25 protein-coding genes are annotated in these 26,736 nt (G+C 66.0%); 14 read left to right on the plus strand and 11 right to left on the minus strand.

Annotation, left to right across the window (positions count from 1 at the left end; translation table 11 throughout):
* Nucleotides 1–65: 65 nt before the first annotated feature.
* From ACR0EF_RS18250 to ACR0EF_RS18270, 5 genes are all read right to left on the minus strand, one after another.
* Nucleotides 66–938, minus strand: a complete 873-nt coding sequence (locus ACR0EF_RS18250) for an NAD(P)-dependent oxidoreductase (protein WP_170373433.1) — start codon at nt 936–938, stop codon at nt 66–68.
* Between the two features lie 133 nt (nt 939–1,071).
* Complete coding sequence (locus ACR0EF_RS18255; RefSeq protein WP_170373432.1) at nt 1,072–1,830, minus strand: SDR family NAD(P)-dependent oxidoreductase; 759 nt, start codon at nt 1,828–1,830, stop codon at nt 1,072–1,074.
* Nucleotides 1,827–2,759, minus strand: coding sequence for an SDR family oxidoreductase (locus ACR0EF_RS18260; RefSeq protein ID WP_170373431.1), 933 nt, complete (start codon nt 2,757–2,759; stop codon nt 1,827–1,829). The genes ACR0EF_RS18255 and ACR0EF_RS18260 overlap by 4 nt, the downstream gene beginning before the upstream one ends.
* Nucleotides 2,756–3,658, minus strand: coding sequence for a bile acid:sodium symporter family protein (locus tag ACR0EF_RS18265; RefSeq protein ID WP_170373430.1), 903 nt, complete (start codon nt 3,656–3,658; stop codon nt 2,756–2,758). The genes ACR0EF_RS18260 and ACR0EF_RS18265 overlap by 4 nt, the downstream gene beginning before the upstream one ends.
* Entirely contained in the window at nt 3,655–4,971 is a 1,317-nt protein-coding gene (locus ACR0EF_RS18270; RefSeq protein WP_170373429.1) for a flavin-containing monooxygenase, read from the minus strand. Before ACR0EF_RS18270 ends, ACR0EF_RS18265 begins: the two co-directional genes overlap by 4 nt.
* A 64-nt stretch (nt 4,972–5,035) precedes the next feature.
* On the opposite strand from ACR0EF_RS18270, the gene ACR0EF_RS18275 reads away from it, so the two are divergent.
* Nucleotides 5,036–5,710, plus strand: a complete 675-nt coding sequence (locus tag ACR0EF_RS18275) for a TetR/AcrR family transcriptional regulator (protein ID WP_170373428.1) — start codon at nt 5,036–5,038, stop codon at nt 5,708–5,710.
* A 51-nt stretch (nt 5,711–5,761) separates the two neighbouring features.
* Here ACR0EF_RS18275 and ACR0EF_RS18280 read toward each other — a convergent pair whose 3' ends face one another.
* Genes ACR0EF_RS18280 through ACR0EF_RS18290 form a run of 3 tightly spaced genes read right to left on the minus strand, consistent with a single transcriptional unit; the run spans nt 5,762 to nt 7,147 of the window.
* Complete coding sequence (locus ACR0EF_RS18280) at nt 5,762–6,010, minus strand: hypothetical protein (RefSeq protein ID WP_174819685.1); 249 nt, start codon at nt 6,008–6,010, stop codon at nt 5,762–5,764.
* 47 nt (nt 6,011–6,057) lie between these two features.
* Nucleotides 6,058–6,672 (minus strand): pyridoxamine 5'-phosphate oxidase family protein, encoded by a 615-nt coding sequence (locus ACR0EF_RS18285; protein ID WP_170373427.1) that lies wholly within the window; start codon nt 6,670–6,672, stop codon nt 6,058–6,060.
* A 13-nt stretch (nt 6,673–6,685) separates the two neighbouring features.
* Nucleotides 6,686–7,147: a nuclear transport factor 2 family protein gene (locus tag ACR0EF_RS18290; RefSeq protein ID WP_170373426.1), complete on the minus strand. Its 462-nt coding sequence runs from the start codon at nt 7,145–7,147 to the stop codon at nt 6,686–6,688.
* Nucleotides 7,148–7,451: 304 nt separating this feature from the next.
* On the opposite strand from ACR0EF_RS18290, the gene ACR0EF_RS18295 reads away from it, so the two are divergent.
* From ACR0EF_RS18295 to ACR0EF_RS18305, 3 genes are all read left to right on the plus strand, one after another.
* Nucleotides 7,452–8,015 (plus strand): TetR/AcrR family transcriptional regulator, encoded by a 564-nt coding sequence (locus ACR0EF_RS18295; RefSeq protein WP_170373425.1) that lies wholly within the window; start codon nt 7,452–7,454, stop codon nt 8,013–8,015.
* A gap of 47 nt (nt 8,016–8,062) precedes the next feature.
* Nucleotides 8,063–8,854, plus strand: a complete 792-nt coding sequence (locus tag ACR0EF_RS18300; RefSeq protein WP_170373424.1) for a TIGR03084 family metal-binding protein — start codon at nt 8,063–8,065, stop codon at nt 8,852–8,854.
* A gap of 108 nt (nt 8,855–8,962) precedes the next feature.
* Nucleotides 8,963–10,120 (plus strand): acyl-CoA dehydrogenase family protein, encoded by a 1,158-nt coding sequence (locus tag ACR0EF_RS18305; protein ID WP_170373423.1) that lies wholly within the window; start codon nt 8,963–8,965, stop codon nt 10,118–10,120.
* 101 nt (nt 10,121–10,221) lie between these two features.
* Here ACR0EF_RS18305 and ACR0EF_RS18310 read toward each other — a convergent pair whose 3' ends face one another.
* Entirely contained in the window at nt 10,222–11,106 is an 885-nt protein-coding gene (locus ACR0EF_RS18310; protein ID WP_170373439.1) for a LysR substrate-binding domain-containing protein, read from the minus strand.
* 98 nt (nt 11,107–11,204) lie between these two features.
* On the opposite strand from ACR0EF_RS18310, the gene ACR0EF_RS18315 reads away from it, so the two are divergent.
* The 4 genes from ACR0EF_RS18315 to ACR0EF_RS18330 are packed head-to-tail and all read left to right on the plus strand — an operon-like array spanning nt 11,205 to nt 16,926.
* A complete protein-coding gene (locus ACR0EF_RS18315; protein WP_170373422.1) occupies nt 11,205–12,371 on the plus strand; it encodes a pyridoxal phosphate-dependent aminotransferase in 1,167 nt (388 codons plus the stop codon).
* An 18-nt stretch (nt 12,372–12,389) separates the two neighbouring features.
* Complete coding sequence (locus ACR0EF_RS18320) at nt 12,390–14,579, plus strand: dehydrogenase E1 component subunit alpha/beta (RefSeq protein WP_170373421.1); 2,190 nt, start codon at nt 12,390–12,392, stop codon at nt 14,577–14,579.
* Nucleotides 14,576–15,610 carry an ACP S-malonyltransferase gene (locus ACR0EF_RS18325; protein WP_170373420.1) on the plus strand — a complete coding sequence of 345 codons (1,035 nt, stop codon included), beginning with the start codon at nt 14,576–14,578 and terminating at the stop codon, nt 15,608–15,610. The genes ACR0EF_RS18320 and ACR0EF_RS18325 overlap by 4 nt, the downstream gene beginning before the upstream one ends.
* A 41-nt stretch (nt 15,611–15,651) precedes the next feature.
* A complete protein-coding gene (locus ACR0EF_RS18330) occupies nt 15,652–16,926 on the plus strand; it encodes an NAD(P)/FAD-dependent oxidoreductase (protein ID WP_170373419.1) in 1,275 nt (424 codons plus the stop codon).
* A gap of 4 nt (nt 16,927–16,930) precedes the next feature.
* On the opposite strand, the gene ACR0EF_RS18335 is transcribed toward ACR0EF_RS18330, so the two are convergent.
* Nucleotides 16,931–17,635: an SDR family oxidoreductase gene (locus ACR0EF_RS18335; protein ID WP_170373418.1), complete on the minus strand. Its 705-nt coding sequence runs from the start codon at nt 17,633–17,635 to the stop codon at nt 16,931–16,933.
* A 104-nt stretch (nt 17,636–17,739) separates the two neighbouring features.
* On the opposite strand from ACR0EF_RS18335, the gene ACR0EF_RS18340 reads away from it, so the two are divergent.
* Nucleotides 17,740–18,591, plus strand: a complete 852-nt coding sequence (locus tag ACR0EF_RS18340; protein ID WP_170373417.1) for a LysR substrate-binding domain-containing protein — start codon at nt 17,740–17,742, stop codon at nt 18,589–18,591.
* On the opposite strand, the gene ACR0EF_RS18345 is transcribed toward ACR0EF_RS18340, so the two are convergent.
* Nucleotides 18,582–19,484, minus strand: coding sequence for a LysR family transcriptional regulator (locus ACR0EF_RS18345; RefSeq protein ID WP_170373416.1), 903 nt, complete (start codon nt 19,482–19,484; stop codon nt 18,582–18,584). The two genes, ACR0EF_RS18340 and ACR0EF_RS18345, sit on opposite strands and share 10 nt — an antisense overlap.
* A 75-nt stretch (nt 19,485–19,559) precedes the next feature.
* Between ACR0EF_RS18345 and ACR0EF_RS18350 the strand changes: the two genes are divergently transcribed.
* The 5 genes from ACR0EF_RS18350 (at nt 19,560) to ACR0EF_RS18370 (ending at nt 26,734) form a co-directional block, all read left to right on the plus strand.
* On the plus strand, nt 19,560–22,772 hold the full coding sequence (locus ACR0EF_RS18350) for a reductive dehalogenase (RefSeq protein WP_170373415.1): 3,213 nt from the start codon (nt 19,560–19,562) through the stop codon (nt 22,770–22,772).
* Between the two features lie 126 nt (nt 22,773–22,898).
* The gene (locus ACR0EF_RS18355; RefSeq protein ID WP_170370938.1) at nt 22,899–23,765 is read left to right on the plus strand and encodes an FAD binding domain-containing protein; all 867 of its coding nucleotides are present in this window, start codon (nt 22,899–22,901) and stop codon (nt 23,763–23,765) included.
* Nucleotides 23,762–24,241: a (2Fe-2S)-binding protein gene (locus tag ACR0EF_RS18360; protein WP_170373414.1), complete on the plus strand. Its 480-nt coding sequence runs from the start codon at nt 23,762–23,764 to the stop codon at nt 24,239–24,241. Before ACR0EF_RS18355 ends, ACR0EF_RS18360 begins: the two co-directional genes overlap by 4 nt.
* A complete protein-coding gene (locus ACR0EF_RS18365) occupies nt 24,241–26,496 on the plus strand; it encodes a xanthine dehydrogenase family protein molybdopterin-binding subunit (protein WP_170373413.1) in 2,256 nt (751 codons plus the stop codon). The genes ACR0EF_RS18360 and ACR0EF_RS18365 overlap by 1 nt, the downstream gene beginning before the upstream one ends.
* Nucleotides 26,489–26,734, plus strand: coding sequence for a MoaD/ThiS family protein (locus ACR0EF_RS18370; RefSeq protein WP_170373412.1), 246 nt, complete (start codon nt 26,489–26,491; stop codon nt 26,732–26,734). Before ACR0EF_RS18365 ends, ACR0EF_RS18370 begins: the two co-directional genes overlap by 8 nt.
* The last annotated feature ends 2 nt before the right edge of the window (nt 26,735–26,736 follow it).

Here is a 26,736-nt window from a genome sequence, read left to right on the forward strand (position 1 = left end):
TCTGGCCAAAAGTATCCTCGGGGGAATCGCGTCTTGGCGCGATGGGCGGCAGACGGCCCCCCGTCTTATCCCAATGCCCGCAGGCGTTTGATCAGTGACGAGGTGTCCCAGCGGGCGCCGCCCATCTTCTGAACATCTTTGTAGAACTGATCGACCAGCGCGGTCACCGGCAGCGATGCCCCGGTCTCGTCCGCCGTTTCCAGGCAGATGCCAAGGTCCTTGCGCATCCAGTCCACCGCAAAGCCGTGGTCGAAATGGTCATCCAGCATGGTTTCGTACCGGTTCGACATCTGCCAGCTTCCGGCGGCCCCCTGGCTGATCACCTCGACCACTGCGCGCCCGTCCAGCCCGGCCTTCTCTGCAAAATGCAGCGCTTCGCTCAGGCCTTGGACCAGCCCGGCGATGGCGATCTGGTTGCACATCTTGGTCATCTGGCCCGCGCCGCTGTCTCCGATGCGGCGGCAGATCTTGGCATATACTTGCATCACCGGCTCGGCCCGGTCATAGGCGGCCTGGTCGCCGCCGCACATGATCGACAGAACCCCATTCTCGGCCCCGGCCTGACCGCCCGAGATCGGCGCATCGACAAAAGAAATCCCGCGCGCCTTGGCCGCCGCGTACAGCTCGCGCGTGACCTTGGCCGAAACGGTGGTGTGGTCAACGAAAACCGCGCCTTCCGCCATGCCGTCGAATGCGCCGTCCTCGCCGGTGCAGACCATGCGCAGATCGTCGTCGTTGCCGACGCAGGCCATCACGAACTCGGCCCCTTCGGCGGCACCGCGCGGCGTGGTCGCCATCTGGCCACCATGCTGCGCCACCCATTTCTCAGCCTTGGCCGCGGTGCGGTTGTAGACGGTCACCTCATGCCCGGCCGCCTGCAGATGCCCGGCCATCGGATAGCCCATGACGCCCAGGCCAAGGAATGCAACTTTCGCCATTTTCGAGATCCTCCCTGTGACCGGTCCGGGACATGAAACGCCCACTGGCCGGAATGCTTGCCAGAGACAAAGCAAAGCCGCGCCGAAAGGGCAACCCCACACCGGGAGACGTGCCGCAAATAATGGCCGTGCGTCACGCGCCGCTGATATTGCGCTCCATCAGGCGTTGGTACAGGCGTGGGGCCAGCCGGTTCAGCCACCAGGCCAGCCGCGCCACCCGGCCCACCGGGATGACGGGCCGCCCGCGATCCATCCCTTGCAGGATCACGCGGGCGGCCGCCTCGGGGGTCATCTCGTCCATGCCGTCGCTGGCCGATCCGGGGCGTGCGGTGCCATCGGGCTGCCGCTCGGCCCGGCCCGGGTTGGTCGCCACGAATGAGGGCGCCGCGATATGCACCCGCACGCCATGGGGCCGTTCTTCGGACCGCAGCGATTTGAAGAAACCTTCCAGCGCGTGTTTCGAGGCCGCATAGGCCGTGCGGTGATACAAGGGCGCAAACCCCGCCACCGACGAGATCGCCAGATGCGCCCCGCGCGACTGGCGCAGCGCGGGCAGAAAGGCGCGTGCCATCGAGACGGCCGCGAAATAGTTGATCTCGAACACCTTGCGATGGCTGGCGTCGTCGGACTGATCGAACCCGCAGATCTGGGTGATCCCGGCGTTGTAGATGACCAGATCGATGCTGTCGCAATGCGCAAGCGTATCGTTCACGGCGCGCGCCAGTTGCGCCGGATCGGTCAGGTCACAGGCAATCGCAATCTGCGTGGCGGTGTCCTGCACCCCGTCCACCTTCAGATCCAGCAGGACCACGCGCCATCCACGCTCTTGCAGCGCGGCCGAGAGCGCCTGACCCAGCCCGCCGGCCCCGCCCGAGATCACTGCGGTTTTCACAGGCCCACACTCCTTTTCCAAAGGTCGAACACCTCGGCGCTGGTCTTCTGCGGGACATAGCCGAACACGGTTTTCAGCGCGGTATTGTCAAGAACCGGTCGGTATTGCAGGAACCGCACCTGTTCGGGCCCGTAGCGCGACAGGCGCAAGGGTCGGGCCACGGCCAGCGCCGCCTTGAGCGCCCAGGCCGGCAGGCGCAGCACGGGTTTGTCCAACGCGCGCGCCAGATCGTCGACGCTCAGCGCGCCGTCTCCGGCGACGTTGTACACTCCCGGCGGCCCGTCGGTGGCCGCGCGTTTCAGGATGCGGGCCAGATCGCGGGTCCAGATGAACACGAAGGGGCTGTCGCTGCCCGCCACCGCCAGCAGGCGGGGTTTGCGGAACAGGGCGGTGATCTGGTTGTCGGTGCCGTCGCCCAGCACTGTGCCCACCCGCAGCACCACCTGCTCCAGTTGCGGCGCGGCGGTTCGGACCTCGGCCAGCAATTCCTCGACCTGCCGCTTGTGGTCGGAATAGGGAAACTCGGGGTTGCCGCGCACCGGATCGGTTTCGCGCAGCGGCACCGGGTTGTCTGCGTGATAGCCATAGGCCGCTCCCGACGAGGTGATGACCAGCCGCCGTACGCCATGGGCCAGCGCGGCATCGACCACCTTGCGCGTGCCGCCCACATCCACCGCATGGGCCTCGGCCCGCGACATCCCCGGCGGCGGCGTGACGATCGAGGCCAGATGCGCGATCACCTCGGGCTTCACCTTGGCGATCACCCGGGCGGGGTCGCCCGTGGTGACATCCATGCGCAGAAACGGAACCTCGTCCGGCAGCGTCGCGGGGCGGCGCAGGTCGGTGGCAAACACCTGATGGTCGCTCAGCTCGTCCAGCAGGGCGCGGCCCACCAGCCCTGCGGCGCCGGTGATCAGGATGCGGGTCATCGGGCAGCCTTGGTCCGGGCCATCAGCTGCGCCAGCGCCAGCCCCGAGATGGCATGCCAGATCCCCCAGAAGGCGGCCACCACGGCCATCCCGCCCAAGCCGTTGAAAAAGGCGAAGATCAGCACCAGCCCTAGGCCCGAATTCTGGATGCCGGTCTCGATCGTGACTGCACGCCGGTCAAAGGGGGACAGCCGGGTCAGAGTGGCCACAACCCAACCGCCCCCCAGTGCCAGTGCGTTGTGAGCGATCACAAGCCCGGCGACCGCCCCGGCGTAACCTAGGAAGAAACTCCAGTTGGCCGCCAGGGCGAGCACGATGAAAGCCACGAAAATGGCCATGGACAGGATCTGCAGCGGCCCGCGCAGCCGCGCCGTCAGGGCGGGGCGCTTCTGGTTCAGGGTCACCCCCAGAACCAGCGGCAGGATCAGCATCAGTCCGACGATGATGGCGATTTGCACCGGGTCGATCTGGGTCTGCTGCAGAATCGCGCGGGTCGGCGGGTACAGCCCGCCCCACAGCGCGATGTTGAACGGGGTCATCACGATGGCCCCAATGGTGGCGAAGGCGGTCATCGACACCGACAGCGCCGCGTTTCCGCCTGCCCGATGGGTGATGAAATTCGAGATATTGCCCCCCGGACAGGCCGCCACCAGGATCAGCCCCAATGCGATCGAGGGGCGCGGCTCGGTCAGCCAGACCAGCAGGAAGGTCAGCGCCGGCAGCACCAGGAATTGCGAGGCCAGCCCCACCACCACAGGCTTGGGCGCGCGCCGCAGCCGGTCGAAGTCGCGTGGTGACAGGTCGATGGCGATCGAGAACATCACGATCGCCAGGATCGCGTTCAGAAGGGTCAGCGAGCCGGGGCTGAAATTCAGCGTGATCTCGTCGATGCCGGTCATGCGCGGGCTTTCCGGAACCGCGCGATCCAATCCGTCACCGCCTTGCGATAGGTCGCCTTGTCCACGTAATAGGCCATGCGGGGCAGGTTCAGGTACTGCATGCCTCCGGTGGCGCGCCGATAGTCTTTTTGTTTTTCCGCCTTCAGCGCTGCAGCCACGGGGCAGCCGGACTGAAGACCCTTGATATAGCGCGCCACCATTTCGGCCTGCTCGTGGCGTCCTTGCCAGCCCAGCCCGGTGGCCTCGATCATGCCCAGCACAAACAGATCGTCGCGTTCGGGATGCATGGCGTTCAGGTACAGATGCGGTGCATCGCCCTGCCAGTTCAGCAGGTTGGGGTCGATGAACGGGTAATGCAGCTTGTACCCGGTCGCGGCCAGGATCATGTCATAGTCGCTGGCGCTGCCGCCCTTGAAGTGGACCGTGCGGCCCTCGATCCGCTCGATGTCGGGGCGAATGCGCAGGTCGCCGTGGCCCGCGTGGTACAGGACCAGCGAATTCACCACCGGGTGGCTTTCGTAGAGTTTGTAGTCAGGCTTGGGGAATCCGTATTTCTGCGGGTCGCCCACGAACCAGCGCAGGATCATCCCGTCGATCCGGCGCTTCAGCCACATGGGCAGGCGGATCATCCCGCCCAGCGTGTCGGCGGGTTTGCCAAAGACGTATTTCGGAACGAAATAGTATCCCCGCCGCATCGACAGGTCGCACTGCGCGGCGTGATGGATGGCGTCCACCGCAATGTCGCACCCGGAATTGCCCGCGCCCACGACCAGCACCCGCTTGCCGTCGAACTGGCTGGGATAGCGGTACTGCGCGGCGTGGATCAACTCGCCGTCGAACCGGCCGGGAAAATCGGGCATGTTGGGTTCCGACAGGGTGCCATTGGCGATCAGTACCCCGGCAAACTCACCGCTATGCGTGCCTTGGTCGTCCCGCCAGGTCAGTCGCCAGCCATCGCCCGGTGTACCCAGCGGCGAGGCGTCGATCACTTCGGTGTTGAACTTGTAGTGATCGTGCAGGCCGAAATGATCGGCAAAAGCCCGGAAATAGTCGCGCATCTGCCGGTGCGACGGGTATTCGGCAACGTCGTCGCCCATCGGGAAATCGGCAAATTCGGTCATCGTCTTGGACGAGATCAGATGCGCGGATTCGTACATGGTCGACCGTGGCGCATCGATATCCCACAACCCGCCCACATCGGAATGCAGCTCGAAACCTTGGAACGGGATGCCCTGTTCCTTCAGCACCTTGGCCGCCGCCAGCCCCATCGGACCTGCGCCGATCAAGGCATAAGCCTTGCGCGCCTGTGTCATGAACCCTCCCCTATTCGTGGCGCTTAACTTGAACGATCGTCCAAAATAAGGCAAGATGAAAAACATGAGCGCGAAATACATTGAAAAACAAAGGCAAAGGGCGCCGTCGGCCCGGTCGCTGGAAACCAAGGCGCGGATTTTGGACGCGGCCGAGGCGCTGTTTGCCGAGCGGGGATTCGAGGGCGCCTCGATCCGCGATATCGCCGGGCGGGCCGGGGTGCAGGTGGGACTGGTCCACCACCATGGCGGCGGCAAGGAAGAGCTGTTCTTCCAGACCGTCGCGCGCCGCGCCGACGAGCTTGCCCGGATCCGGATGCAGGCGCTGGAGGATCGGCGCGCGCAGGGCCCGCTGACCCTGCGGGGCATTCTGGACTGTTTCATCCGCCCCTATGTCAGCCTAGCCGAAACCGGCGGTCCGGGCTGGATGGCCTATGGGCGGCTGGTGGCACATGTTTCGGTCGATCCGCGCTGGCGCCATATTGCGGCCGAGTGTTTCGACCCAACTGCTCAGCTGTTCATCCGTGAGATCGCCGCACTGTATCCGCAGGCCGACCCGGCGCTTTTGGCCACTGGCCAGGTCTATTCGGTCTCGGCGATGCTGGCGCATCTCAACAGCGCCTGGCGGGTGCAGGCGCTGTCACAGGGGGGCGATCTGTCCGGGATCGACCAACTGGTCGAATTCTGCGCCGCGGGGATCGAGGCAATGGTGCACTCGGGCCGCGCTCGGCTCAGTCGATAGCGCGGGCGGTGCCCGAGACGCGCGGGGATTCAAGATTTCGGTCCTCAATTGTCAGTTTGTCGGCAGCTTGGGTGAAGACTCGGGCTTTGGTTGCGCCTTGGATTCTGTGTAGGGGGTGAGCACGGGATAAGCGCTCTGCATCGCTTCGATGGTCTGTGCCCGGAACTGGGTCTGAAACGGGTCGGGCTCGGCGGCGCGCACGGCCTCGGGCGAGAGGTAGAAGCCGACGGTCACGACCGAGACGGCGAAGACCGATCCGGCGGTCAGGGTGGCAAGTGTGTTGGTAATCGCGCGTAGCATGGCATTGATACTCCTGTTGCTGACGGGTTCGGGGTCTTGGGGGTGGCTCAGGCCTTTCGGGCCAGGGTCTGCTTCAGGCGGTCGTTCTCGGCCTGCAGTTGGGCCAGTTGGCGGCCAAGCTCGTTCAGATGCGGGCGCAGCTCGGCCTCGGTGAAGCGGGGGGTGATGTGGCGCGGGCAGTTCCAGTCCAGCGCCGCGACATGGATGATCGCCGCGCGTTCGGCCTCGGCCCCATCGGGAAACAGATCGCGCGCGGCATCGGCCCCTTCGCGAAAGTCCACGCGGCCCAGAATCTTGAGCCTGCGCTGGTTGGCGTAGTCCATCAGGATCAGCGCGATCCGGTCATTGCCGTCCAGATTCCCGCGCGAGATATACTGTTTGTTGCCCGAGAAATCGGCATAGCCGATGGTCCGGTCGTCCAGCACCTTCAGAAACCCGGCCGGGCCGCCGCGATACTGGACATAAGGCCAGCCGGTCTCGGACACGGTGGATTGATAGAACCCGTCGCGCGCCTCGATGAAGGCCTGCTCGGCGGGGCCGATCAGGTGGCCCTGCTGCGGGCCGCCGTCGATGAACTTGGAGTAAGAGGCGGCGGACCCCATCCGCTCTTGATGCGCGCGGACGGCGGGGGTGAAGGTCAGTTCGGAAAAGGCGCGGGGCATTGGGTGCCTCCTTTCACAGGTTCAGGTCGGACAGGCCGGGATGGTCGGCGGGCCGTGACCCCAGGGGCCAGTGAAACAGGCGCTGGGCGTCGGTGATCGGCAGATCGTTCAAGGACGTATGTCGCTTGGCCATCCGGCCATCGGCGGCAAACTCCCAGTTTTCGTTGCCATAGGAGCGGAACCACTGGCCGCTGTCGTCGTGCCATTCATAGGCATAGCGCACCGCGATGCGGGTGCCGTCACAGGCCCACAGCTCTTTGATCAGGCGATAGTCCAGTTCGGTGCGCCATTTGCGGGTCAGAAAGGCGTGGATCTCGGCGTGGCCGGTCAGGAACTCAGCCCGGTTCCGCCACTGGCTGTCCTCGGTATAGGCCGGGGTCACGACGTCGGGGTTGCGGCTGTTCCAGGCGTCTTCGGCCTTGCGGACCTTTTTGATGGCGGTCTGCGTCGTGAACGGGGGCAGAGGAGGGGGCATGGTCAGGGCTTTCAGGCGAGGGTGGCGGCCAGAAGGGCCAGGGTCAGAAGGAAGGGAACATAGCTTGCGGGAAATGGGCTGGCGCGGCGTCGCATCGGTCAAATCCTTTGGGTGTACAGATCAGTAAACTGTGTTGATAAGGTGTACAGATCGGTCAAGGATTTCAACCCTTGAGCCGAAAAAAGTATTTCATTCAGCCTTTCTGTACGGAGAATAATATTAAAAAACAGAGACTTCAGCGGTATGAATTGCATCTGCGCGGGAGAGGCATTATGTACTGATCTGTACATAAAGGAGCCGAATCATGCGTCCGAACAAACGGGATGAGCTGGTCCGCAAAGCGCTGCGGGTGTTTTACCGCGACGGGTTTCACGCCACCGGAATGGACCGGCTGGTGGTCGAGACCGGCGTGTCCAAGACCTCGATGTACAAGCATTTCCGCACCAAGGAAGAGCTGATCCTGGCGGTGCTGCGCCTGCGGGACGAGAATTTCCGCAACTGGTTCGTGCGCCGGATCGAGGAACTGGCCGACACCCCCGCCGATCAACTGCTGGCCGCGTTCGATGCGCTGGGCGAATGGTTCCGCGAGGACAATTTCCGCGGCTGCATGTTCATCAAGGCGGGGGCCGAATACCAGGATCCCGACCACCCGATCCATGTGCAGGCGGGCGAGCACAAGCGCCTGCTGCTGGAATATTTCACCGACCTGTGTCGCAAGGCTGGCGCGCGGGACCCGGACAAGCTGGCCTGCCAGCTGCTGCTGCTGAAAGAGGGCGCGATCGTCACCGCCGTGCTGCTTCGCAACGGCGATCCCGCGCGCGACGCGAAGGAGGCGGCTGCCGTCTTGCTGAAAAACGCGCTGGCTTGACCATTGAAAACCCGCTTTAGTTCCCGAAGCAGGTAAAAGGGGGGTATATGCAGCAGGCTTCGGATTTTCTGGAAGAATGTCAGGTTCTTGATGACGCACTGACGGGGCTGGGTGCCGCGGACTGGCAGATCGTGACCCAGTTCAAAGACTGGACGATCGACGATGTGCTGGTGCACCTGCATTTCTGGAACCAGATGGCCGACCTGTCACAGCGCGACCCGAATGCGTTCGATGCAAGGGTGCAGCAGGTGATGCCGCGCATTCAGGCCGAGGGCTTTCGCGCCATGGAAAACGCTGCAATCACTGAGCGTGGACATGATCTGCGCGCCGCATGGTCTGATCTATGCAGCCGAATGGGCCGCGACTGGTCGGGGCTGGACCCCAAGTCGCGGGTCAAATGGGTGGGGCCGGACATGTCAGTGCGGTCCTCGATGACCGCCCGGCAGATGGAGACTTGGGCGCATGGGCAGGAGGTATTCGACATTCTTGGCCTGACCCGGCCCGAGACCGACCGGATCCGCAACATCGTCGTGCTGGGCGTGAACACCTTTGGCTGGACTTTCACGGTGCATGGCCGCCCGGTTCCTCCGGTGACGCCCCATCTGCGCCTGATCGCGCCTTCGGGGGCGCTGTGGGAGTTCGGCGCGCCCGGCGCCGACCTGATCGAAGGGCCGGCCGTCGATTTTGCCCGCGTTGTGACCCAGACCCGAAACGTGGCGGACACCGGCCTGTCGGTGCAGGGGCCGGTCGCGCAGGAATGGATGGCCATCGCCCAGTGTTTCGCCGGCGCCCCGGAAACGCCGCCGCCGCCCGGCGCCCGGCACCGCGTAGGGCATTGACGCCAAAGGACGTTGCGTAGCAGCGCAAACCGACGCGGCGTCACCCGGATTGGCGGAATCGGCGGCGAAAGCTACCCTTTTCGCCAACAGAATTCCGGAGAACCAATCATGTCCCTTTTTACTTCGACCGCCCCTTGGGTCACTGACGAACACCGCATGTTTGCCGAAATGGCCGGACGGTTCATGGATGATGAACTGGTGCCCAACATCGAAGCCTGGGCCGAGCAGGGCGTGGTCGATCGTGATTTCTGGCGGAAGGCCGGGGAAACCGGGCTGATGGCCGGGGCCATCCCCGAGGAATTCGGCGGTGTCGGTGGCGGCATGGGTTTTGACGCGGTCACGATCTATGAGCAGACCTCGCGGGGGGATGCGGGCTGGGGCTATGGCATCCAGTCGATCGTGACCCACTACATCACCGCTTATGGCAGCGAGGATCAAAAGAGCAAATGGCTGCCCAAGTTGGCCTCCGGCGAGATGGTCGGCGCGCTGGCCATGACCGAACCGGGTACCGGTTCGGACGTGCAGGCGATCCGCACCACAGCCGAAAAGGATGGCAATTCCTACCGGATGAACGGGTCCAAGATCTTCATCACCAACGGCCAGACCGCCGACCTGATCATCGTGGCCGCCAAGACAGACAAGTCGCTGGGTTCCAAGGGCGTGTCGCTGATCGCGGTCGAGACCGAAGGGGCCGAGGGCTTCCGCCGAGGCCGCAACCTCAAGAAGCTGGGCATGAAGGCCAATGACACGGCCGAGCTGTTCTTCGAGGACGTGAAGGTGCCGATGACCAACCTGCTGGGTTCCGAAGAAGGTCAGGGTTTCTATCAGCTGATGAAGCAACTGCCGTGGGAACGTCTGACCATCGGCATCATGGCGCTGGGCGCGATCGATTTCGCCATCTCCGAGACGGTCAAATACACCCAAGAGCGCAAGGCGTTCGGCCAGCGGGTGATGGACTTCCAGAACACTCGCTTCAAGCTGGCGGAATGCAAGACCAAGGCCGAGGTGCTGCGCAGCTTCGTCAATGACTGCATCGGCAAGCTGGAGGCCGGTCAGCTGGACGCAGCCACGGCCTCGATGGTGAAATACTGGGGCTCCGAGGTGCAGAACGAGATCATGCACGAATGCCTGCAGCTGTTCGGCGGCTATGGCTTCATGATGGAATACCCGATCGCGCGGCTTTACGCGGATGCTCGGGTGCAGATGATCTATGGCGGCACCAACGAGGTGATGAAGGAACTCATCGCCCGCTCGATCGACGTCTGACCGGGCGCTCCCGCCCGTCGTCAACGGCCCTTGCGGGCCGCCTCCTCCGGTTGGGCCCGGCCGCGCCCGAGCGATGCTCGGCCGCGGCGGTACCGGATCGGCTAAGGCAGCTGCCCCTGCAGCCAAGCGCGGAACGAGACAAGTGGGGCCGGTTCCGTGCGATCTTGCGGCCAGACAAGATAGTAGTCGCCCAAGCTGACCGGCGGAGCTGCGCAGGCCGGAACCAACCGGCCGGCTTCCAGCTCGGCCGAAATCAGGTAGCTGGGCAGCAGTGCTACGCCCAGCCCATGGATCGTGGCCTGGATCATGGTCGAAAACTGGTCGAACAACATGCCTCGGACGCCCTCGACAGGGGTGCCTTGCGCGGCGAACCAGCGTTCCCACGCATCGGGCCGGGTATCCAGATGCAGCAGTGGTGCGTCGACCAGCCATTCAGCATTCGGGGTTTCGGCTGGCAGCAGGGCTGGCGCGCAGACCGGCAGAACCTCTTCGCACATGATCGGCAGATAGTTCACCCCGGCCCAGTCGCGCTGGCCGAAGTGGATGGCTGCGTCGAAGGGTTCGGTGCCGAAGTCGAATGGCTTGAGCCGTGTGCTGAGGTTCATCGTCACTTCGGGGTGGCGTTGCGCGAAATCCTGAAGCCGTGGCGCCAGCCAGTGCATACCGAAGGCGGGCAGGATCGACAGTTGCAAAGAGCCGCCGGAAGGGTTGGCCTTCAGCTTCAGTGAGGCCTGCGCCAGTTGCTGCAGCGCCGTTCGGGCAGTTTCCACGTATTCCTTGCCAGCGGGTGTGAGTTGCAGGCGCATTTGGTCGCGTTGGATCAGTGCGACGCCCAGCTGTTCTTCGACGGCCTTCAACTGGCGACTGACCGCGCTTTGGGTCAGCGAGAGCTCATCGGCAGCTGCCGAGGCGCTGCCCAGGCGGTCGACGGCTTCGAGCGCCAACAGGGAAGAAATAGACGGCAGAAATCGACGCGGCGCCAGCATATGATTTTTCCTCATGGCTTTTGGAGGGAATATCACTGGTGGATCCTCCAACCCAATAGCAAAAAGGCGCAGCGGTAGAAAAGTGCAGCGGGGCGATCATGACCATTCAGAACAGTTCGAGCGGATTTCGGCGGGCAGGGAGACTCGACGGGATCGAATTGTCTGAGATCGTCCAAATCTCGGAACGGGCCGCGCAGTTGCGTGCGCAGGGTGTGGACGTGATCGCGCTCAGCACCGGCGAGCCCGACTTTCCCACGCCGCCGCACGTGGTCGAGGCCGCCCACAAGGCGGCGCTGGAAGGCCAGACCCGATACCCCGCCACCGCCGGAACGCCGGCCCTGCGTGCCGCTATCGCGGAACAGGCCGGGGTCGAGCCGGCGCAGGTCATCGTCTCGACCGGGGCCAAGCAGGTGCTGGCCGGCGCGTTCCTCGCGACGCTCGATTCGGGCGATGAGGTCATCACCACCGCGCCTTTCTGGACCAGCTATGCCGACATGGTGAAACTGGCGGGCGGTGTGCCGGTCGTGCTGGATTGTCCGCGCGAACAGGGCTTCAAGCTGACCCCAGAACAGCTGGAGGCGGCGATCACCCCGCGCACCCGCTGGCTGCTGTTGAACACACCGTCGAACCCGACCGGGGCGGTTTACTCTGAGGCCGAATTGCAGGCGCTGGGCGCTGTGTTGGAACAGCACCCGCAGGTCTGGGTAACCTCGGACGAGATCTATCAGCACCTCGCCTATGTGCCCTTCACGCCCTTTACCCAGGCGGTTCCGGCGCTGGCCGACCGCACGCTGACGGTGAATGGCGTGTCCAAGGCCTATTCGATGACCGGCTGGCGCATCGGCTGGGGCATCGGCCCCGCGCCGCTGATCAAGGCGATGGCGGCGGTGCAGGGGCAGATCACCTCGGGCGCCTGTTCCATCGCGCAGGCGGCGGCGCTGGCCGCGCTGACCGGCCCGCAGGACCTGTTGGCCGAACGCCGCGCGGCGATGCGTGCGCGCCGCGATCTGGTCGTTGCAGGCCTGAACGCCGCCGGTTTGGACTGCCCGGTGCCCGACGGCGCCTTCTACGTCTTTCCGCAGACGCCCGCGGCGATGCCCTCGGACCCGGAATTCTGCCGACACCTTCTAGATCACGCGGGCGTCGCGGTGGTGCCGGGGCGGGCCTGCGGCATGCCGGGGCATTTTCGGCTTTCCTTTGCCTATGACACCGATAGCCTGACCCAAGGCCTGCGCCGGATTGCCGACGCCACGGCCAAACTCTGACCTGACCGGGGAACCCAGATGGATCGCGCCCAGATCGTTCACGAAAACTTCCTGACCCGCGTTGCCAACCGCGACCTGCCCGCGGGCGCGCCGCCGCGCCCGGGCCTGACTGCGCCCGAGGCGGTCTCGCTGTTCCGCTCTCAGGTCCTCAGCCGCGCGCTGGACCGCACCAGCCGGGCGATGCAGAAGGCGGGGCAGGGGTTCTACACCATCGGCTCGTCGGGGCACGAAGGCATGGCCGCCGTGGCCCATGCCCTGCGCCCGACCGACATCGCCTTTCTGCACTATCGCGACGCCGCCTTTCAGATCGCCCGGGCCGAGCAGGTGCCCGGCCAGCAGATCGCCTGGGACATGCTGCTGAGTTTCGCCTGTTCCGAGGAGGACCCGACCTCGGGCGGGCGGCACAAGGTGCTGGGCTCCAAGGCGCTGATGATCCCGCCGCAGACCTCGACCATCGCCAGCCACCTGCCCAAGGCGGTGGGGGCGGCCTATAGCCTGGGTGCGGCGCGGCGGCATGACCCCGAACACCGGCAACTGCCCGAGGACGGCATCGCGATGTGCTCCTTTGGCGACGCTTCGGCCAACCACTCCACCGCGCAGGGGGCGATCAACACCGCCGGCTGGACCAGCGTGCAGTCGATCCCGCTGCCGCTGCTCTTTGTCTGCGAGGACAACGGCATCGGCATCTCGGTCAAGACGCCCAAGGGCTGGATTCAGGCTTCGATGGAGTATCGTCCGGGCATCAGGTATTTCCAGGCCAACGGGTTGGACATCTATGAAACCTTCGCGGTGGCGCAGCAAGCGGCCGAATACGTCCGCACCCGGCGCAAGCCGGCCTTCCTGCACCTGAAAACCGTGCGGCTGTATGGCCATGCGGGGGCGGATGTGCCCACCACCTATCTCAGCCGCGCCGAGGTCGAGGCCGACGAGGCCAACGATCCGCTGCTGCATTCGGTGCGCCTGCTGGATCAGGCCGGGGCGCTGTCGCCCGATCAGGCGTTGAAGATCTATGAACAAACTTGCGCCCGCACCGACCGCATCGCGGCGCAGGCCGCCACGCGCCCGCATCTGGCCACCGCCGCCGAAGTCGCGGCCAGCCTGATCCCGCCGAAACGTCCTTGCAAGCCCACCAACGGCCCCAGCGCCGAGGCCCGCGCCGCCGCCTTCGGCAGCGACCTGCGCGCGATGGACGACCCGCAGCCGATGGCCCGCCTGATCAACTGGGCGCTGACCGACCTGATGCTGGAACATGGCGAGCTCGTCTGCATGGGCGAGGATGTGGGCCGCAAGGGCGGCGTCTATGGCGTGACGCAGAAGCTGCAGCAGCGCTTTGGACCCGACCGGGTGATCGACACGCTGCTGGACGAACAGTCCATCCTCGGCCTAGCCATCGGCATGGCCCATAACGGCTTTCTCCCGATCCCCGAGATCCAGTTCCTCGCCTATCTGCACAATGCCGAGGACCAGATCCGCGGCGAGGCCGCCACGCTGCCCTTCTTCTCGAACGGGCAGTTCACCAACCCGATGGTCGTGCGGATCGCGGGGCTGGGCTACCAGAAAGGCTTTGGCGGGCATTTCCACAACGACAACTCGCTGGCGGTGCTGCGCGACATTCCGGGCGTCATCATCGCCTGCCCCTCGACCGGGGCGGACGCGGCGCGGATGCTGCGCGAATGCGTGCGCCTTGCGCGCGAGGAGCAGCGGGTGGTGGTGTTCCTGGAACCAATCGCGCTCTACCCGATGCGCGACCTGCACGAAGGGCAGGACAGCGCGTGGATGACCCGCTATCCCGCGCCCGGCGAACGGATCGCGCTGGGCGAGGTGGGCGTGCATGGCGATGGCACCGATCTGGCGATCGTGACTTACGGCAACGGCCATTACCTGTCGAAACAGGCGCTGCCCGAACTGGCAGCGGCGGGCCTCAAGACCCGCATCATCGACATGCGCTGGCTGGCGCCGCTGCCGGAACAGGCGCTGCTGGAGGCCACCAAGGGCTGCAAACACGTCCTGATCGTCGATGAATGCCGCCGCACCGGCAGCCAGTCCGAGGCCCTGATGACGCTCTTTGCCGAACAGACCGACCTGCCCACCGCCCGCGTGGTGGCCGAGGATTGCTTCATCGCAACCGGCCCCGCCTATGCCGCGCCGCTGCCTTCGAAGGATGGCATCGTGGCCGCCGCCCTGACCCTGACCGGAGCCGCAAAATGACCCGCACCGCCGTCGTGATCTGCCCCGGCCGGGGCACCTACAACAAGCCCGAGCTGGGCTATCTGCACCGTCACCATTCGAACCGCATGGAACTGTTCCGCGAATTCGACGCGATCCGCGCCGAGACGGGCCAGGAGGCGGTGACCGCACTGGACGGCGCGTCGCGCTTCTCGGTCAGCAAATATTCCCGCGGCGACGTGGCCTCGCCGCTGATTTACGCCGCGGCGCTGGCCGATGCGCAGGCGCTGTCCGAGGATATCGAGGTGGTGGCCGTCACCGGCAACTCAATGGGCTGGTATATCGCGCTGGCCGCTGCTGGCGCGCTGTCGCCGGAAAACGGGTTCCGGGTGGTCAACACCATGGGCACGCTGATGCAGACCCACCTGATCGGCGGGCAGCTGGTCTATCCCTTCACCGGCGACGACTGGCGCGACGATCCCGCCCGCAAGGCCGAGCTTTTGGCCGAAGTAGCGCGTATCAATGCATTGCCGGAGCATGACCTCGCCCTGTCGATCGACCTGGGTGGGATGCTTGTGCTGGCGGGCAACGAAGCCGGGCTCAAGGGCTTCGAGGCCGCCCAGCCCGTAGTGCAGGAGCGGTTCCCGATGAGGCTGGCCAACCACGCGGCCTTTCACACGCGCCTGCAGGCGCCCGTGGCGCAGGAGGGCCGCCGCCAACTGCCCGCCACGCTGTTCACTCAGCCCGACCTGCCGATGATCGACGGGCGCGGCAAGATTTGGTGGCCCGGCGCCACCGACACGGGCGCGCTGTGGGATTATACGCTGGGCCATCAGGTGACCGAGCCTTACGATTTCACCCGCGCGGTGCAGACCGCCGCCCGCGAATTCGCACCCGACCTGTTCATCGTCACCGGCCCTGGCGCGACGCTGGGCGGCGCGGTGGCGCAATCGCTGGTGCTGGCCAACTGGCGCGGCATGTCCGACAAAGAGAGCTTTCAGGCCCTGCAGGCACAGGACCCCTTCCTGATCGCGCTGGGGCGCGAGGATCAAAGACCCCTTGCCATCGGCTGAGCCCTCGGGAAATCTGCGCGCGCATTCAAGGACATCCCGCCATGAACTCGGACCCGGAAATCAGCCTGTGGACCAAGACCAGCCGCGAGCGGGTGGACGTCCCGCCCCTGACCGGGTCCGCCACGGTGGACCTCGCCGTGATCGGCGGAGGCTATACGGGCTGCTCGGCGGCGTTGCACGCGGCGCAGGCGGGGGCGTCGGTCTGTTTGCTCGAGGCGTACCAGATCGGCCATGGCGGGTCGGGCCGCAATGTCGGGCTGGCCAATGCCGGGCTGTGGCTGCCCCCGGCCGAGATCCGCGCCCATCTGGGCCACGAGGCCGGCGACCGGTTGATCGCCCTGCTGGCGCAGGCCCCGGCCGAGGTGTTCCGTCTGATCCGAGACCACGCCATCGACTGCGAGCCGGTGCAGGCCGGAACCCTGCACCTGGCCCATTCGCCCAAGGGCCTGCGCGACCTCCAAACCCGCCATCAACAGCTGTCCGCCGATGGCGCGCCGGTCGAATTGCTGTCCGCGCGGGAAACCGCCCGCCGCACCGGCAGCGAGGCCTTTCACGGCGCCATCTTCGACCCGCGCGCCGGGACGATCCAGCCGCTGGCCTATGTGCAGGGCCTTGCCCGCGCGGCGCGGCAGGCCGGGGCCGCGATCCACGCCAACAGCCCGGTGCAGACCCTGCGCCACGATGGCGACGCTTGGCATCTGGACACGCCGCAAGGCACGGTGCGGGCCAAAGCGCTGATCCAGGCCACCAACGCCTATCACGCGGGGCTGCCTGACACCCGGCAGGACTATGTGCCGGTCTACTACTTCCAATACGCCACCGACCCGCTGCCCGAAAACATCCGCGCCATCCTGCTGCCGGGGGGCGAGGGCTGTTGGGATACCGGGCTGATCATGACCTCGTTCCGCATGGATCAGGCCGGGCGGCTGGTGATCGGGGCGATGGGCGATCTGGGCCACGCGGGCAGTTTCGCTCATCGCAGCTGGATCACGCGCAAACTGGCGCAGATCTTCCCCGCTCTGGCCGATCAGCCGCTGAAGGACGGCTGGCATGGGCGCATCGCCATGAACTCGGACCATATCCCGAAGCTGGTGCAGATCGGGCCAAACGCGCTGTCGGCGCATGGCTATTCCGGGCGCGGGATCGGGCCGGGCACGGTGTTCGGCCGCATGATGGCCGACAGCCTGCTGTCGGGCGACCCCGCCCGCCTGCCGCTGCCGCCGGTGCCTGAGCACAGCGAAAGCTGGACAGGCCTGCGCCGCGCCTTCTTTGAGACCGGCGCGACGCTGACGCATCTGGCCAAGGCAAGGGTCTGACCAATCAGACCGAGCGGGTGATCCCGCCATCCACCCGGATGTTCTGCCCGGTGATGTAGCCGCCGCCCTCGGAGGCCAGGAACGCGATGACCGAGGCGATCTCGTCATAGCTGCGCCCGTAGCGGCCCATGGGGATCTTGGCCTTGAACTCCTCCTTTTCCGGCAGGCTGTCGATGAAGCCGGGCAGGACGTTGTTCATGCGGATGTTCTCGGCGGCATATCTGTCGGCGAACAGCTTGGTGAACGCCGCAAGCCCTGCCCGGAATACGCTCGAGGTCGGAAAGACCGGGTCCGGCTCAAACGCCGCGAAGGTCGAGATGTTGATGATCGCCCCGCCGCCCTGCGCCTGCATGATCGGGGTGACCAACCTTGTGGGGCGCACGGCGTTCAGGAAATAGACCTCCATCCCCTGATGCCAGTCCTCGTCGGTCAGCTCCAGCACCGGCGCGCGGGGTCCGTGACCGGCCGAGTTCACCAGCACGTCGATCCGCCCCCAATGGGCCATCGCCGCATCGACCAGCCTCTGCAGGTCGTCATTCGACTGGTTCGAGCCGGTCACGCCCACGCCGCCCAGTTCGGCCGCCAGCGCCTCGCCCTTGCCCGACGAGGACAGGATGCCCACCTTGAACCCGTCCGCCGCCAGACGCCGCGCCGCATCCGCGCCCATGCCGCTGCCGCCGGCGGTGATCAGAGCCACTTTTTCTGTCATCTTCGTTCTCCGTTTCCATCTGCCGCCAAGATGAAGCGTGGCCCGCCGTTTGACCAATCAGTTCTTCTGCTCTATGGCTGTAGAAAATCTATTGTGTGAGCGTCATGGCTGCCCTTCCTCCGCTGAACGCCCTGCGCGCCTTCGAGGCGTCGGCCCGACACCTGAACTTCAGGCTGGCGGCGCAGGAACTGGGTGTCACCCAAGGGGCTGTGGCGCAGCAGGTCCGCGGCCTCGAGGCGCGGCTGGGCACCCTGTTGTTCGACCGTCTGCCACGCGGCCTGCGCCTGACCGAGGCCGGTCGGCGGTTCCACGCGCCCCTGCGCCGCGCTTTCCGTCTGATCGAAGAGGCGGTCGAAGACCTGTCCGGCCAGCGTCAGATCACCCTGTCGGTCACACCCAGCTTTGCTTCGAAATGGCTGGTGCCGCGGCTGGGCGATTTCACCGCGCGCCACCCGGATGTCTCGGTGCAGGTCGATGCGCGCGAGCGGCTGGCTGATTTCCAGACGGACGGGGTGGATATCGCGGTGCGGCAGGGCCGCGCGCCGTTCGGCGACGGCCTGGTGGCCGAGCCGCTGTTCCCCACCGAATTCGTCGTCGTCGGCAGCCCCGGCCTGGCCGCGCAGGTGACGTCGGCGCAAGACCTGCTGGCGCATGTATTGCTCAGCGATTCACACGGTCTGTGGCCCCTGTTTCTGGAACGCGCCGGCGTTCAGGGGCGCCCGAGGATGATGAATTTCAGCCAGACCAGCCTGGCCATCGACGCTGCCGTGGCCGGGCAGGGTTTTGCGCTGGCCAATGCGCCACTGGTCGCGGCCGAGCTGACGGCGGGACGGTTGGTGCAACCGCTGGCGCAGGTGCTGCTGGACGATCTGGGGTTCCATATCGTCACCCCGCGCAAGCCGCGGCAGCCGGATCTGGTGGCGCTGATGCGCGACTGGCTGCGGGCTCAGGCCTGAAGCGTGGCGGCAATCGCCGCGATTTGGCCCCGCAGCCAGCGATGGGCGGGATCGTTGGCGAACCGCTGGTGCCAGACCATGTAGATCGAAACCGGCTGACAATCGAAGGGCAGGGGCGCGCAGTCCAGCGCCGCCAATGGGCCGCATTTCATCAGCGCCGTGTCGGTCGAGATCAGATCGCTGCCCTTCACGAAGGCCGGGATCGCGTTGAAATGCGGCAGGGTCACGGTGGGCGGGCGGATCTGGCTTTGATCCACGCCGCGCATCACCGCCCGCGCGTTGCGCCCATCGGGAAACCGCACCTCGACATGGTCCGAGGCGCAATAGGCGGCCCAGTCGGCGGGCGGGTCGCGGCGTTCGGCGTCGTAGAACACTATCAGGGGGCTGCTCACCAGCAGCTTCTGAAAGATGTCGGGGCCGTCCGGCGGCAGCGGGGTCAGCATCAGCTGGCACCGGTCGCTGCGCAGCAGTTCAGGGTCGGGCACGCCCGAGGGCATGAACCCCAGCCGCAGCCGCACCCCATCGGCCCGCGCCCTGCGCAGCAACTGCGGAAAGATCAGCTCGCGCGGCATGTCGTTGGTGGCGATCTGGACGGTGATCTCTTCTGACAGCGGGTCAAAGGGCCGCTCATCGGTCAGGGCGCGCATCCCGTCCAGCACCCTCTGCACCGGGTCTTTCAGCGCCAGCGCCCGCTCGGTCGCGCGCAGCCCCTGGCCCGACCGCACGAACAGCGGATCGCCCAGCACCTGCCGCAGTTTGGCCAACGTGTGGCTGATGGCCGATTGCGTGACACCCAGCCGGTCGGCGGCCTTGGACACCGAGTTTTCCTCGAGGATCGTCAGGAAGGTGCGCAGGACCTTGCCGTCCAGATCCGTGAAATCAATTTTCTTCATACCGTTTATGATCCGCCATGAATGGTGTTGCTGTTCATGCCGCGCTAGGGGAAGCTTGGCAACAGGAGGCACGCGATGGGGATCCGCTTTTTCTCGGACAAGAACCGACCCGTTCACATGGGTCCTTATCCGCTTGAGCGGCTGCGGCGACAGGATGCGCTGCCCGATCTGTCGGCGCTGGCGCCCATGCCGGTGCTGAGTTTCGACCGCCCCGAAAAGCCCCACAGCATCGTCAACGCAATGGGCGAGTTTCAGGCGATGCTGGACACCATCCGCGATGGTTTCGTCAATCCGGCCCGGGCCGAGATGCCTCACGATCCGGCTGAACGCGCCAACCACCTGAAGGCATTCGGCTATTTCAACGATGCATCGATGATGGGCTGCGGGCCTCTGCCGCCGCAGGCGCTGCTGGACCAGCCCCGGCGCAACCCTGATATCGACCGGTTGGCCCATGCGCTGCAGACCCGGCAGACGAAGACCCTGGCCTCGGGGATCGACGTGATCATGGCCGACCTGCGCGACAGCGTCGCGGCCCAGCCGGGGCCGATCACCGCCCATCGCCATGCTATCGTGTTCCTGTACGAACATCATCGCGACCCCGATCCGGCCGAGCCCGGCGCCGAGTGGATCCTGGATGCGCAGGACCACCGCGCCTGCCTGCTGGCCACCGAAAACGCGGTGGTGATCGCCAATTACATCCGGCTTTTGGGGTATGACGCGCGGGCGCATTCGGTGATGTCCTCGGACGTGGACCTGCCGCGCCTTGCCGCCGCAGCCGGGCTGGTCTGGGCCGAGGATGGCACCGCCGTGGCCCCTTGGCTGGGGCGCCGGTTCGGGCTGGCCGCCGTGACCACCGAGATGGAAATCGCCCATGATCGACCGCTGGCCCCGCGCGACCGGCAGCCGTGGTTCCGCACCCAAGGCCCCGCGTGGTGGCTGGGCGCGGGTTTTGCCAAAAGCGCGCTGAACTGCGACCCTTTCGCCCGCCGCCGCTATGTCGATGGCGCGCACCCGTTCGAGACGCTCAAACGCGTGGACAGCCCGACCACCTATATCGACGAAGCGAACGTGCCCCGCGTGCCCAAACGCGCCGACATGTTTGCGCGGGCGCAGTTCGGCGACATGGGCAAACCGCTGCAGGACGCGGCGAAGGGCGGGCACTACGTCCGAAAATCCGCGCCCAGCTTTGCCCAACGGCGCGCGCTGGGGGCCTTCGTCCTGCTGCAGGATGGCGACAGCGCCGATGGCCCCAAACCCAATGACGCAGATCGCAACGCCGCCAACCTGAAGGCGGCCAGCTATTTCCTGGGCGTCGATGCCGTGGGCCTCAGCCGCTGCCCCGAGTGGGCGTGGTATTCCCACGACGCTACCGGCGAGGAAATCGTGCCGCCCCACGATCAGGCCGTTAGCATGATCATCGACCAGGGTTATGAGACGATGGAGGGCGCATCCGGCGATGACTGGATCAGCGTCGCCCAGTCGATGCGCGCCTATCTGCGGTTCTCGCTGCTGGGTGGGGTATTGGCCCGTCAGATCCGCAATCTGGGCTACAAGGCCAAGGCGCATACGGTGATGGATGGCGAAGTGCTGCAGCCGCCGCTGCTGTTGCTGTCGGGGCTGGGCGAGGTCAGCCGCATGGGCGAGGTCATTCTGAACCCGTTCCTGGGCCCGCGCTTGAAATCGGGGGTCGTGACGACCGACATGCCCATGACCCACGACAAGCCCATCGACTTTGGCCTGCAGCGGTTCTGCGAAAGCTGCAACAAATGTGCTCGCGAATGCCCCTCGGGGGCGATCACCGCCGGGCCCAAGCTGATGTTCAACGGCTACGAGATCTGGAAATCCGACAGCCAGAAATGCGCCACCTACCGGATCACCACGCCCGGCGGGGCGATGTGCGGGCGCTGCATGAAGACCTGCCCCTGGAACCTGGAAGGGCTGTTCGCCGAACGCCCCTTCCGCTGGGCTGCGATGACCATTCCCGCCGCTGCGCCCGCGCTGGCGAAACTGGACGATGCGCTGGGCAATGGCGGGCTGAACGACACCAAGAAATGGTGGTGGGATCTGGAACTGCAGCCCGACGGCGCCTATCGGCCCACAGCGCACCCGCTGAACCGGCGCGATCTGCAAAAGGATCTTGACCTGAAATACGAGGATCAGACGCTGGCCGTCTATCCCGCCCCGCTGGCCCCGCATCCCTGGCCCTATCCGTTCGCGATGGATCGCGAGGCCGGGATTGCCGCCTATAAGGCGATGGTCACGGCCGAGGACTACAAGACCCGTCTGGCCGCCGGAGACATGTCGGTTATCCACCGCTACACGATCTCGGGCGATGCGCCGGTGATGCAGCTGGTGCTGTCGAAGGTCGAGAAGATGACGGCAGACGTCACCAAATACGAGTTCTCCACACCAGATAGTACGCCCTTGCCGGATTGGACGGCCGGCGCGCATCTGGATGTGCTGGTGGCGCCGGAATTCCTGCGGCAATACTCGATGTCCGGAGACCCGGCCGACCGCATGACCTATCAGATCGGGGTCCTGCGCGAGGATCAGGGCCGCGGCGGATCGGCCCTGCTGCACCGGATCTTCACGCCGGGCCGCAAGGTGTTCGTGTCAAAGCCGATCAATCATTTCCAACTGGATGAGACCGCCTCCCGCACTCTGTTGATGGGCGGCGGCATCGGCATCACCCCGATGATCGCCTTCGCGCATCGCCTGCACGCGCTGGGCCGCGATTTCGATCTGCATTATTCCGTTCCCTCACGGGAAAAGGCCGGGTATCTGGCCGATCTGGCCGCAGCGCCCTGGGCGGACCGCGTGCATCTGCAAGTCTCGGACGAGGGCACCCGCGCCGACCTGGACGCGATCCTGGCGGGCTATCGCGACGGCTGGCATGTCTATACCTGCGGCCCGGACCGCTACATGGAGGCGGTGATGCAGGCCGCCGAACGCCAGGGCTGGCCCGAGGAGGCCCGGCATCTGGAGTATTTCTCGGTGCCCGAGCAGCCCGATTATGAAAACCACCCGTTCACCCTGCGGTTGGCACGGTCAGGGCGTGACCTTGAGGTACCCGCCGACAAGGACGCGGCGCAGGTGCTGAACGAGGCCGGCATCCATGTCGACGTGAAATGCGCCGACGGTATCTGTGGCGTCTGCAAATGCGGGCTGATTGCAGGCGAGGTCGAGCATCGCGATTTCGTTCTGTCGCGCAAGCAGCGGGAATCGGCGCTGATTCTGTGCCAGAGCCGGGCGGCCGAGCCGGGCGGGGTGGTCGAGATCGACCTCTGACGCCGGTCGAAAAGCGACATTTTCAGGCGAAAAAATAGGTCGCGCGGGCCATGGACGCCGCCGCGCGGCTGCTCTAACGTCGCCCCAAACCCAGTGAACCCTGACCAACAGGCGCGAGGTACAATCATGCAATATCACCGCCCCGCCAGCTTTGCCGAAGCTTCGGATCTGGCTGCCCATGCAACGGGCATCACGCGGTTTCTGGCCGGCGGCACCGACGTTCTGGTGCAGCTGCGGTCCGAGATCGTGCCCCCCGACACCCTGATCGACATCAAGGCGATCGACGGCGTACACGCCATCACCCGCAACGCCGATGGCAGCTGGACGCTGGGCGTGGCCGTCACCGGCGCCGAGATGAGCGAACACCCCCAGTTGGGCCGCGAGTGGCCCGGTGTAGTCGAGGCGATGGACCTGATCGGCTCGACCCAGGTTCAGGGCCGTGCCACGCTGACAGGCAACTTGTGCAACGGCTCGCCTGCAGCCGACTCGGTTCCGGCCATGGTGGCCGCAGGGGTTACGGCGACGGTGACCGGCCCGAACGGCGATCGGGTCGTGGCGGTCGAGGGCATCCCGACCGGCCCCGGCAAGACCTCGCTGGCGCAGGGCGAGCTGATCTCGGCTCTGCACATCCCGGCGCGGGGCGAAAATGGCGGCGACGCCTATCTGCGCTTCATTCCGCGCACCGAGATGGACATCGCCGTGGTCGGCGTGGGCGTGAACCTGCGCGTCGATGGTGACACGATCACCGAGGCCCGCGTTGCGCTGGGGGCCGTGGCACCCACCGTCCTGCTGGTCGAAGACTGCGCCCGGGCGCTGATCGGCACCACGCTGGACGATGCCGCGTTGGCGGCGCTGGCCACCGCCGCCTCGGCCGCGTGCAAACCCATCGACGACAAACGCGGCACGATCGAATTCCGCACCGAAGTGGCCGGCGTTCTGGCAAAACGCGCCGCGAAAATCGCCTATGCCCGCGCCAAGGGAGAGACCGCATGACCAAGCATCACGTCACCACCACCGTCAACGGCGACACCGTCGAATACCTGTGCGACGCGCGCGAAACCCTACTGGACTGTCTGCGCGACAAGCTGAACCTGACCGGCGCCAAGGAAGGCTGCGGCACCGGCGATTGCGGGGCCTGCTCGGTCACGCTGGACGGGCGGCTGGTCTGTTCCTGCCTGGTGCTGGGGGTCGAGGCCGAGGCCAAGCAGATCGAAACCATTGAAGGCATGGCCCAGGGCGAAACCCTGCACCCGCTGCAGCGCAAGTTCATCGACCATGCCGCGCTGCAATGCGGGGTTTGCACACCGGGCGTTCTGGTCGCCGCAAAGGCGCTGCTGGAAAAGAACCCCGACCCGACCGAGGAAGAGGCCCGCTATTGGCTGGCCGGCAACCTGTGCCGCTGTACGGGTTATGACAAGATCATCCGCGCCGTTCTGGAGACGGCCGCCGAGCTGCGGGAGGCTTCGTAATGGCACTCGACGATCGCAAGTCGCATTTCACCTTCGTGGGTACCCGCCCGAATCGTCCCGACGGTTTGGACAAAGTCACCGGCCGCGCCCGGTTCGGAGCCGACGTGACCGCGCCGGGCATGCTGTTCGGCGCCATCCTGCGCTCGCCCCACGCCCATGCGCGGATCGTCCGGATCGACACCTCGAAGGCCGAGGCGCATCGGGACGTGAAAGCCGTGGTCACCCGCGCCGATTTCGCCGATGTCCCGTTCAAGCCGGGGCTCGAGGGCGAGTTCTGGAACGTTCTGGAAAACGTCATGGCCGGGGAAAAGGCGCTCTATGACGGGCACGCGGTGGCGGCGGTTGCGGCCAGTTCGGCGCTGGCGGCGCGGGATGCGCTCAAGCTGATCGAGGTCGAATACGAGGTGCTGCCCCATGTCACCGACGTGGACAAGGCGATGGCGCCCGACGCACCGGTGATCCGCGAGGGCGCGGCCGATTATTCGGTGCCCGAGGGCATGCACCCCAATGTCGTGCGCTATCACGAAAGCGGGCATGGCGATGTCGAGGCGGGCTTTGCCGAGGCCGATCTGGTGATCGAGGATCACTTCGTCACCGAGGCCACCCACCAGGGGTATATCGAACCGCACGCCTGCCTTGCTTCGCTGGGCGCTGACGGCAAGGGCGAGCTGTGGTGCTGCACCCAGGGCCACTGGATCGTACAAAAGACCTGCGCGGCGCTGCTAGGGATCGAAACCGCGCAGCTGCGCGTGACCGCATCGGAAATCGGCGGCGGGTTCGGCGGCAAGACCACCGTGTTCATCGAACCGGTGGCGCTGGCGCTGTCGCGCAAGGCCAACCGTCCGGTCAAGATCGTGATGTCCCGGTCCGAGGTTCTGCGGGCCACGGGGCCGACCGCCTCGGCCTCGATGGACGTCAAGATCGGAATGAAAAAAGACGGCACCATCACCGCCGCCCAGGGCGTGTTCCGCTTGCAAGGCGGTGCCTTTCCGGGTGCGCCGGGCGACATGACCGCGATGTGCGCCTTTGCCCCCTACAACCTGACCAACGTGCGGCAGGTGGGATATGACGTCATGTCCAACCGCCCGAAACAGGCCGCCTATCGCGCGCCGGGCGCGCCGATGGGGGCGTTTGCTGTGGAGTCGGTCATTGACGAGCTGTGCAAGAAACTGGGCCTCGACCCGGTCGATGTGCGCCTGAAGAACGCCGCGCGCGAGGGCACCAAGGCCAGCTATGGCCCCACCTATGACCGGATCGGCCTGGTCGAGACGCTCGAGGCCGCCAAGGCCCACCCGCATTATTCCGCGCCGCTGAAGCCGGGGCAGGGGCGGGGCATCGCCTGTGGGTTCTGGTTCAACCACGGGGGCGAGACCTCGGTGTCGCTGGCCCTGTCCGAGGACGGCTCGGCACAGCTGATGGTCGGCACGCCCGATATCGGCGGCTCGCGCGCGTCGATGGCGCTGATGGCGGCCGAGGTGCTGGGTATTCCGTACGAGAACATCCGCGTGACCATCGCCGACACCGCCACGCTGGGTTACAACGACGTCAGCCACGGCTCGCGCGTGACCTATGCCAGCGGTCTGGCCACGATCAAGGCGGCGCAGCACGCCGTCGAGAAACTGTGCGAACGCGCGGCCGCCAAATGGGGCATCCCCGTGGACGCGGTGAAATGGGAAAACGGCTGCGCGGTGCCATCCGGCCCCAACGCGGGCGATTTCGACCCGCTGCCGCTGGCCGAGATCACCGCCGACATGGGGCGTACCGGCGGCCCGATCTCGGGCCATTTCGAGGCGACCCCCGAAGGCGCAGGCGTGTCCTTCGGCACCCATATCGTCGATGCCGAGGTCGATTCCGAAACCGGCAAGACCTCGATCACCCGCTACACGGTCATCCAGGACGCAGGCAAGGCGATCCACCCGGCTTATGTCGAGGGCCAGTTCCAGGGCGGCGCGGCGCAGGGCATCGGCTGGGCGCTGAACGAGGAATACATCTACGGCGAGGATGGCCGGCTGCAGAATCCGGTGTTCCTCGACTACCGTATCCCTGTGGCCAGCGACCTGCCAATGATCGACACGGTGATCGTCGAGGTGCCCAACCCCGGCCACCCGTTCGGCGTGCGTGGCGTGGGCGAAACCGGCATCGTGCCACCGCTGGCGGCCATCGCCAATGCGGTTTCGAACGCGGCGGGCGTGCGGATGCGGCAACTGCCGATGTCGCCGCCGCGCATTCTGGCCGCGCTCAAGGGCAATGGTTGAGGTCCATCTCTGGTCCGGTCTCCGGTCGCTGACCGGGGGGCAGGAAGTGGTGCGGGTTCAGGCTGCGACAACCGGCGAGCTGCTGCGCGAACTGGTGCGCCTTCATCCGCAACTGCAGGCGCCGATCGACGCGGGCGTGTCCGTTGCCGTCAATGGCCGGATCATTGCAGCGGGTCTGTCCGAACCTATTCCCGACGGGGCCGAGGTCTATCTGATGCAGAGACTCCGGGGCGGATAGCC

This window comes from Ruegeria sp. CG8, from assembly GCF_056537165.1.

Excerpts from the sequence above, each read along its gene's own strand:
- ACR0EF_RS18335 (WP_170373418.1), bottom strand. The coding sequence starts at position 17,635 with ATGACAGAAAAAGTGGCTCTGATCACCGCCGGCGGCAGCGGCATGGGC.
- ACR0EF_RS18260 (WP_170373431.1), bottom strand. The coding sequence starts at position 2,759 with ATGACCCGCATCCTGATCACCGGCGCCGCAGGGCTGGTGGGCCGCGCC.
- ACR0EF_RS18300 (WP_170373424.1), top strand. The coding sequence starts at position 8,063 with ATGCAGCAGGCTTCGGATTTTCTGGAAGAATGTCAGGTTCTTGATGAC.
- ACR0EF_RS18275 (WP_170373428.1), top strand. The coding sequence starts at position 5,036 with ATGAGCGCGAAATACATTGAAAAACAAAGGCAAAGGGCGCCGTCGGCC.
- ACR0EF_RS18280 (WP_174819685.1), bottom strand. The coding sequence starts at position 6,010 with ATGCTACGCGCGATTACCAACACACTTGCCACCCTGACCGCCGGATCG.
- ACR0EF_RS18305 (WP_170373423.1), top strand. The coding sequence starts at position 8,963 with ATGTCCCTTTTTACTTCGACCGCCCCTTGGGTCACTGACGAACACCGC.
- ACR0EF_RS18265 (WP_170373430.1), bottom strand. The coding sequence starts at position 3,658 with ATGACCGGCATCGACGAGATCACGCTGAATTTCAGCCCCGGCTCGCTG.
- ACR0EF_RS18365 (WP_170373413.1), top strand. The coding sequence starts at position 24,241 with ATGGCACTCGACGATCGCAAGTCGCATTTCACCTTCGTGGGTACCCGC.
- ACR0EF_RS18310 (WP_170373439.1), bottom strand. The coding sequence starts at position 11,106 with ATGCTGGCGCCGCGTCGATTTCTGCCGTCTATTTCTTCCCTGTTGGCG.
- ACR0EF_RS18370 (WP_170373412.1), top strand. The coding sequence starts at position 26,489 with ATGGTTGAGGTCCATCTCTGGTCCGGTCTCCGGTCGCTGACCGGGGGG.
- ACR0EF_RS18295 (WP_170373425.1), top strand. The coding sequence starts at position 7,452 with ATGCGTCCGAACAAACGGGATGAGCTGGTCCGCAAAGCGCTGCGGGTG.
- ACR0EF_RS18290 (WP_170373426.1), bottom strand. The coding sequence starts at position 7,147 with ATGCCCCCTCCTCTGCCCCCGTTCACGACGCAGACCGCCATCAAAAAG.
- ACR0EF_RS18250 (WP_170373433.1), bottom strand. The coding sequence starts at position 938 with ATGGCGAAAGTTGCATTCCTTGGCCTGGGCGTCATGGGCTATCCGATG.
- ACR0EF_RS18315 (WP_170373422.1), top strand. The coding sequence starts at position 11,205 with ATGACCATTCAGAACAGTTCGAGCGGATTTCGGCGGGCAGGGAGACTC.
- ACR0EF_RS18350 (WP_170373415.1), top strand. The coding sequence starts at position 19,560 with ATGGGGATCCGCTTTTTCTCGGACAAGAACCGACCCGTTCACATGGGT.
- ACR0EF_RS18355 (WP_170370938.1), top strand. The coding sequence starts at position 22,899 with ATGCAATATCACCGCCCCGCCAGCTTTGCCGAAGCTTCGGATCTGGCT.
- ACR0EF_RS18340 (WP_170373417.1), top strand. The coding sequence starts at position 17,740 with ATGGCTGCCCTTCCTCCGCTGAACGCCCTGCGCGCCTTCGAGGCGTCG.
- ACR0EF_RS18325 (WP_170373420.1), top strand. The coding sequence starts at position 14,576 with ATGACCCGCACCGCCGTCGTGATCTGCCCCGGCCGGGGCACCTACAAC.
- ACR0EF_RS18320 (WP_170373421.1), top strand. The coding sequence starts at position 12,390 with ATGGATCGCGCCCAGATCGTTCACGAAAACTTCCTGACCCGCGTTGCC.
- ACR0EF_RS18345 (WP_170373416.1), bottom strand. The coding sequence starts at position 19,484 with ATGAAGAAAATTGATTTCACGGATCTGGACGGCAAGGTCCTGCGCACC.
- ACR0EF_RS18285 (WP_170373427.1), bottom strand. The coding sequence starts at position 6,672 with ATGCCCCGCGCCTTTTCCGAACTGACCTTCACCCCCGCCGTCCGCGCG.
- ACR0EF_RS18360 (WP_170373414.1), top strand. The coding sequence starts at position 23,762 with ATGACCAAGCATCACGTCACCACCACCGTCAACGGCGACACCGTCGAA.
- ACR0EF_RS18270 (WP_170373429.1), bottom strand. The coding sequence starts at position 4,971 with ATGACACAGGCGCGCAAGGCTTATGCCTTGATCGGCGCAGGTCCGATG.
- ACR0EF_RS18330 (WP_170373419.1), top strand. The coding sequence starts at position 15,652 with ATGAACTCGGACCCGGAAATCAGCCTGTGGACCAAGACCAGCCGCGAG.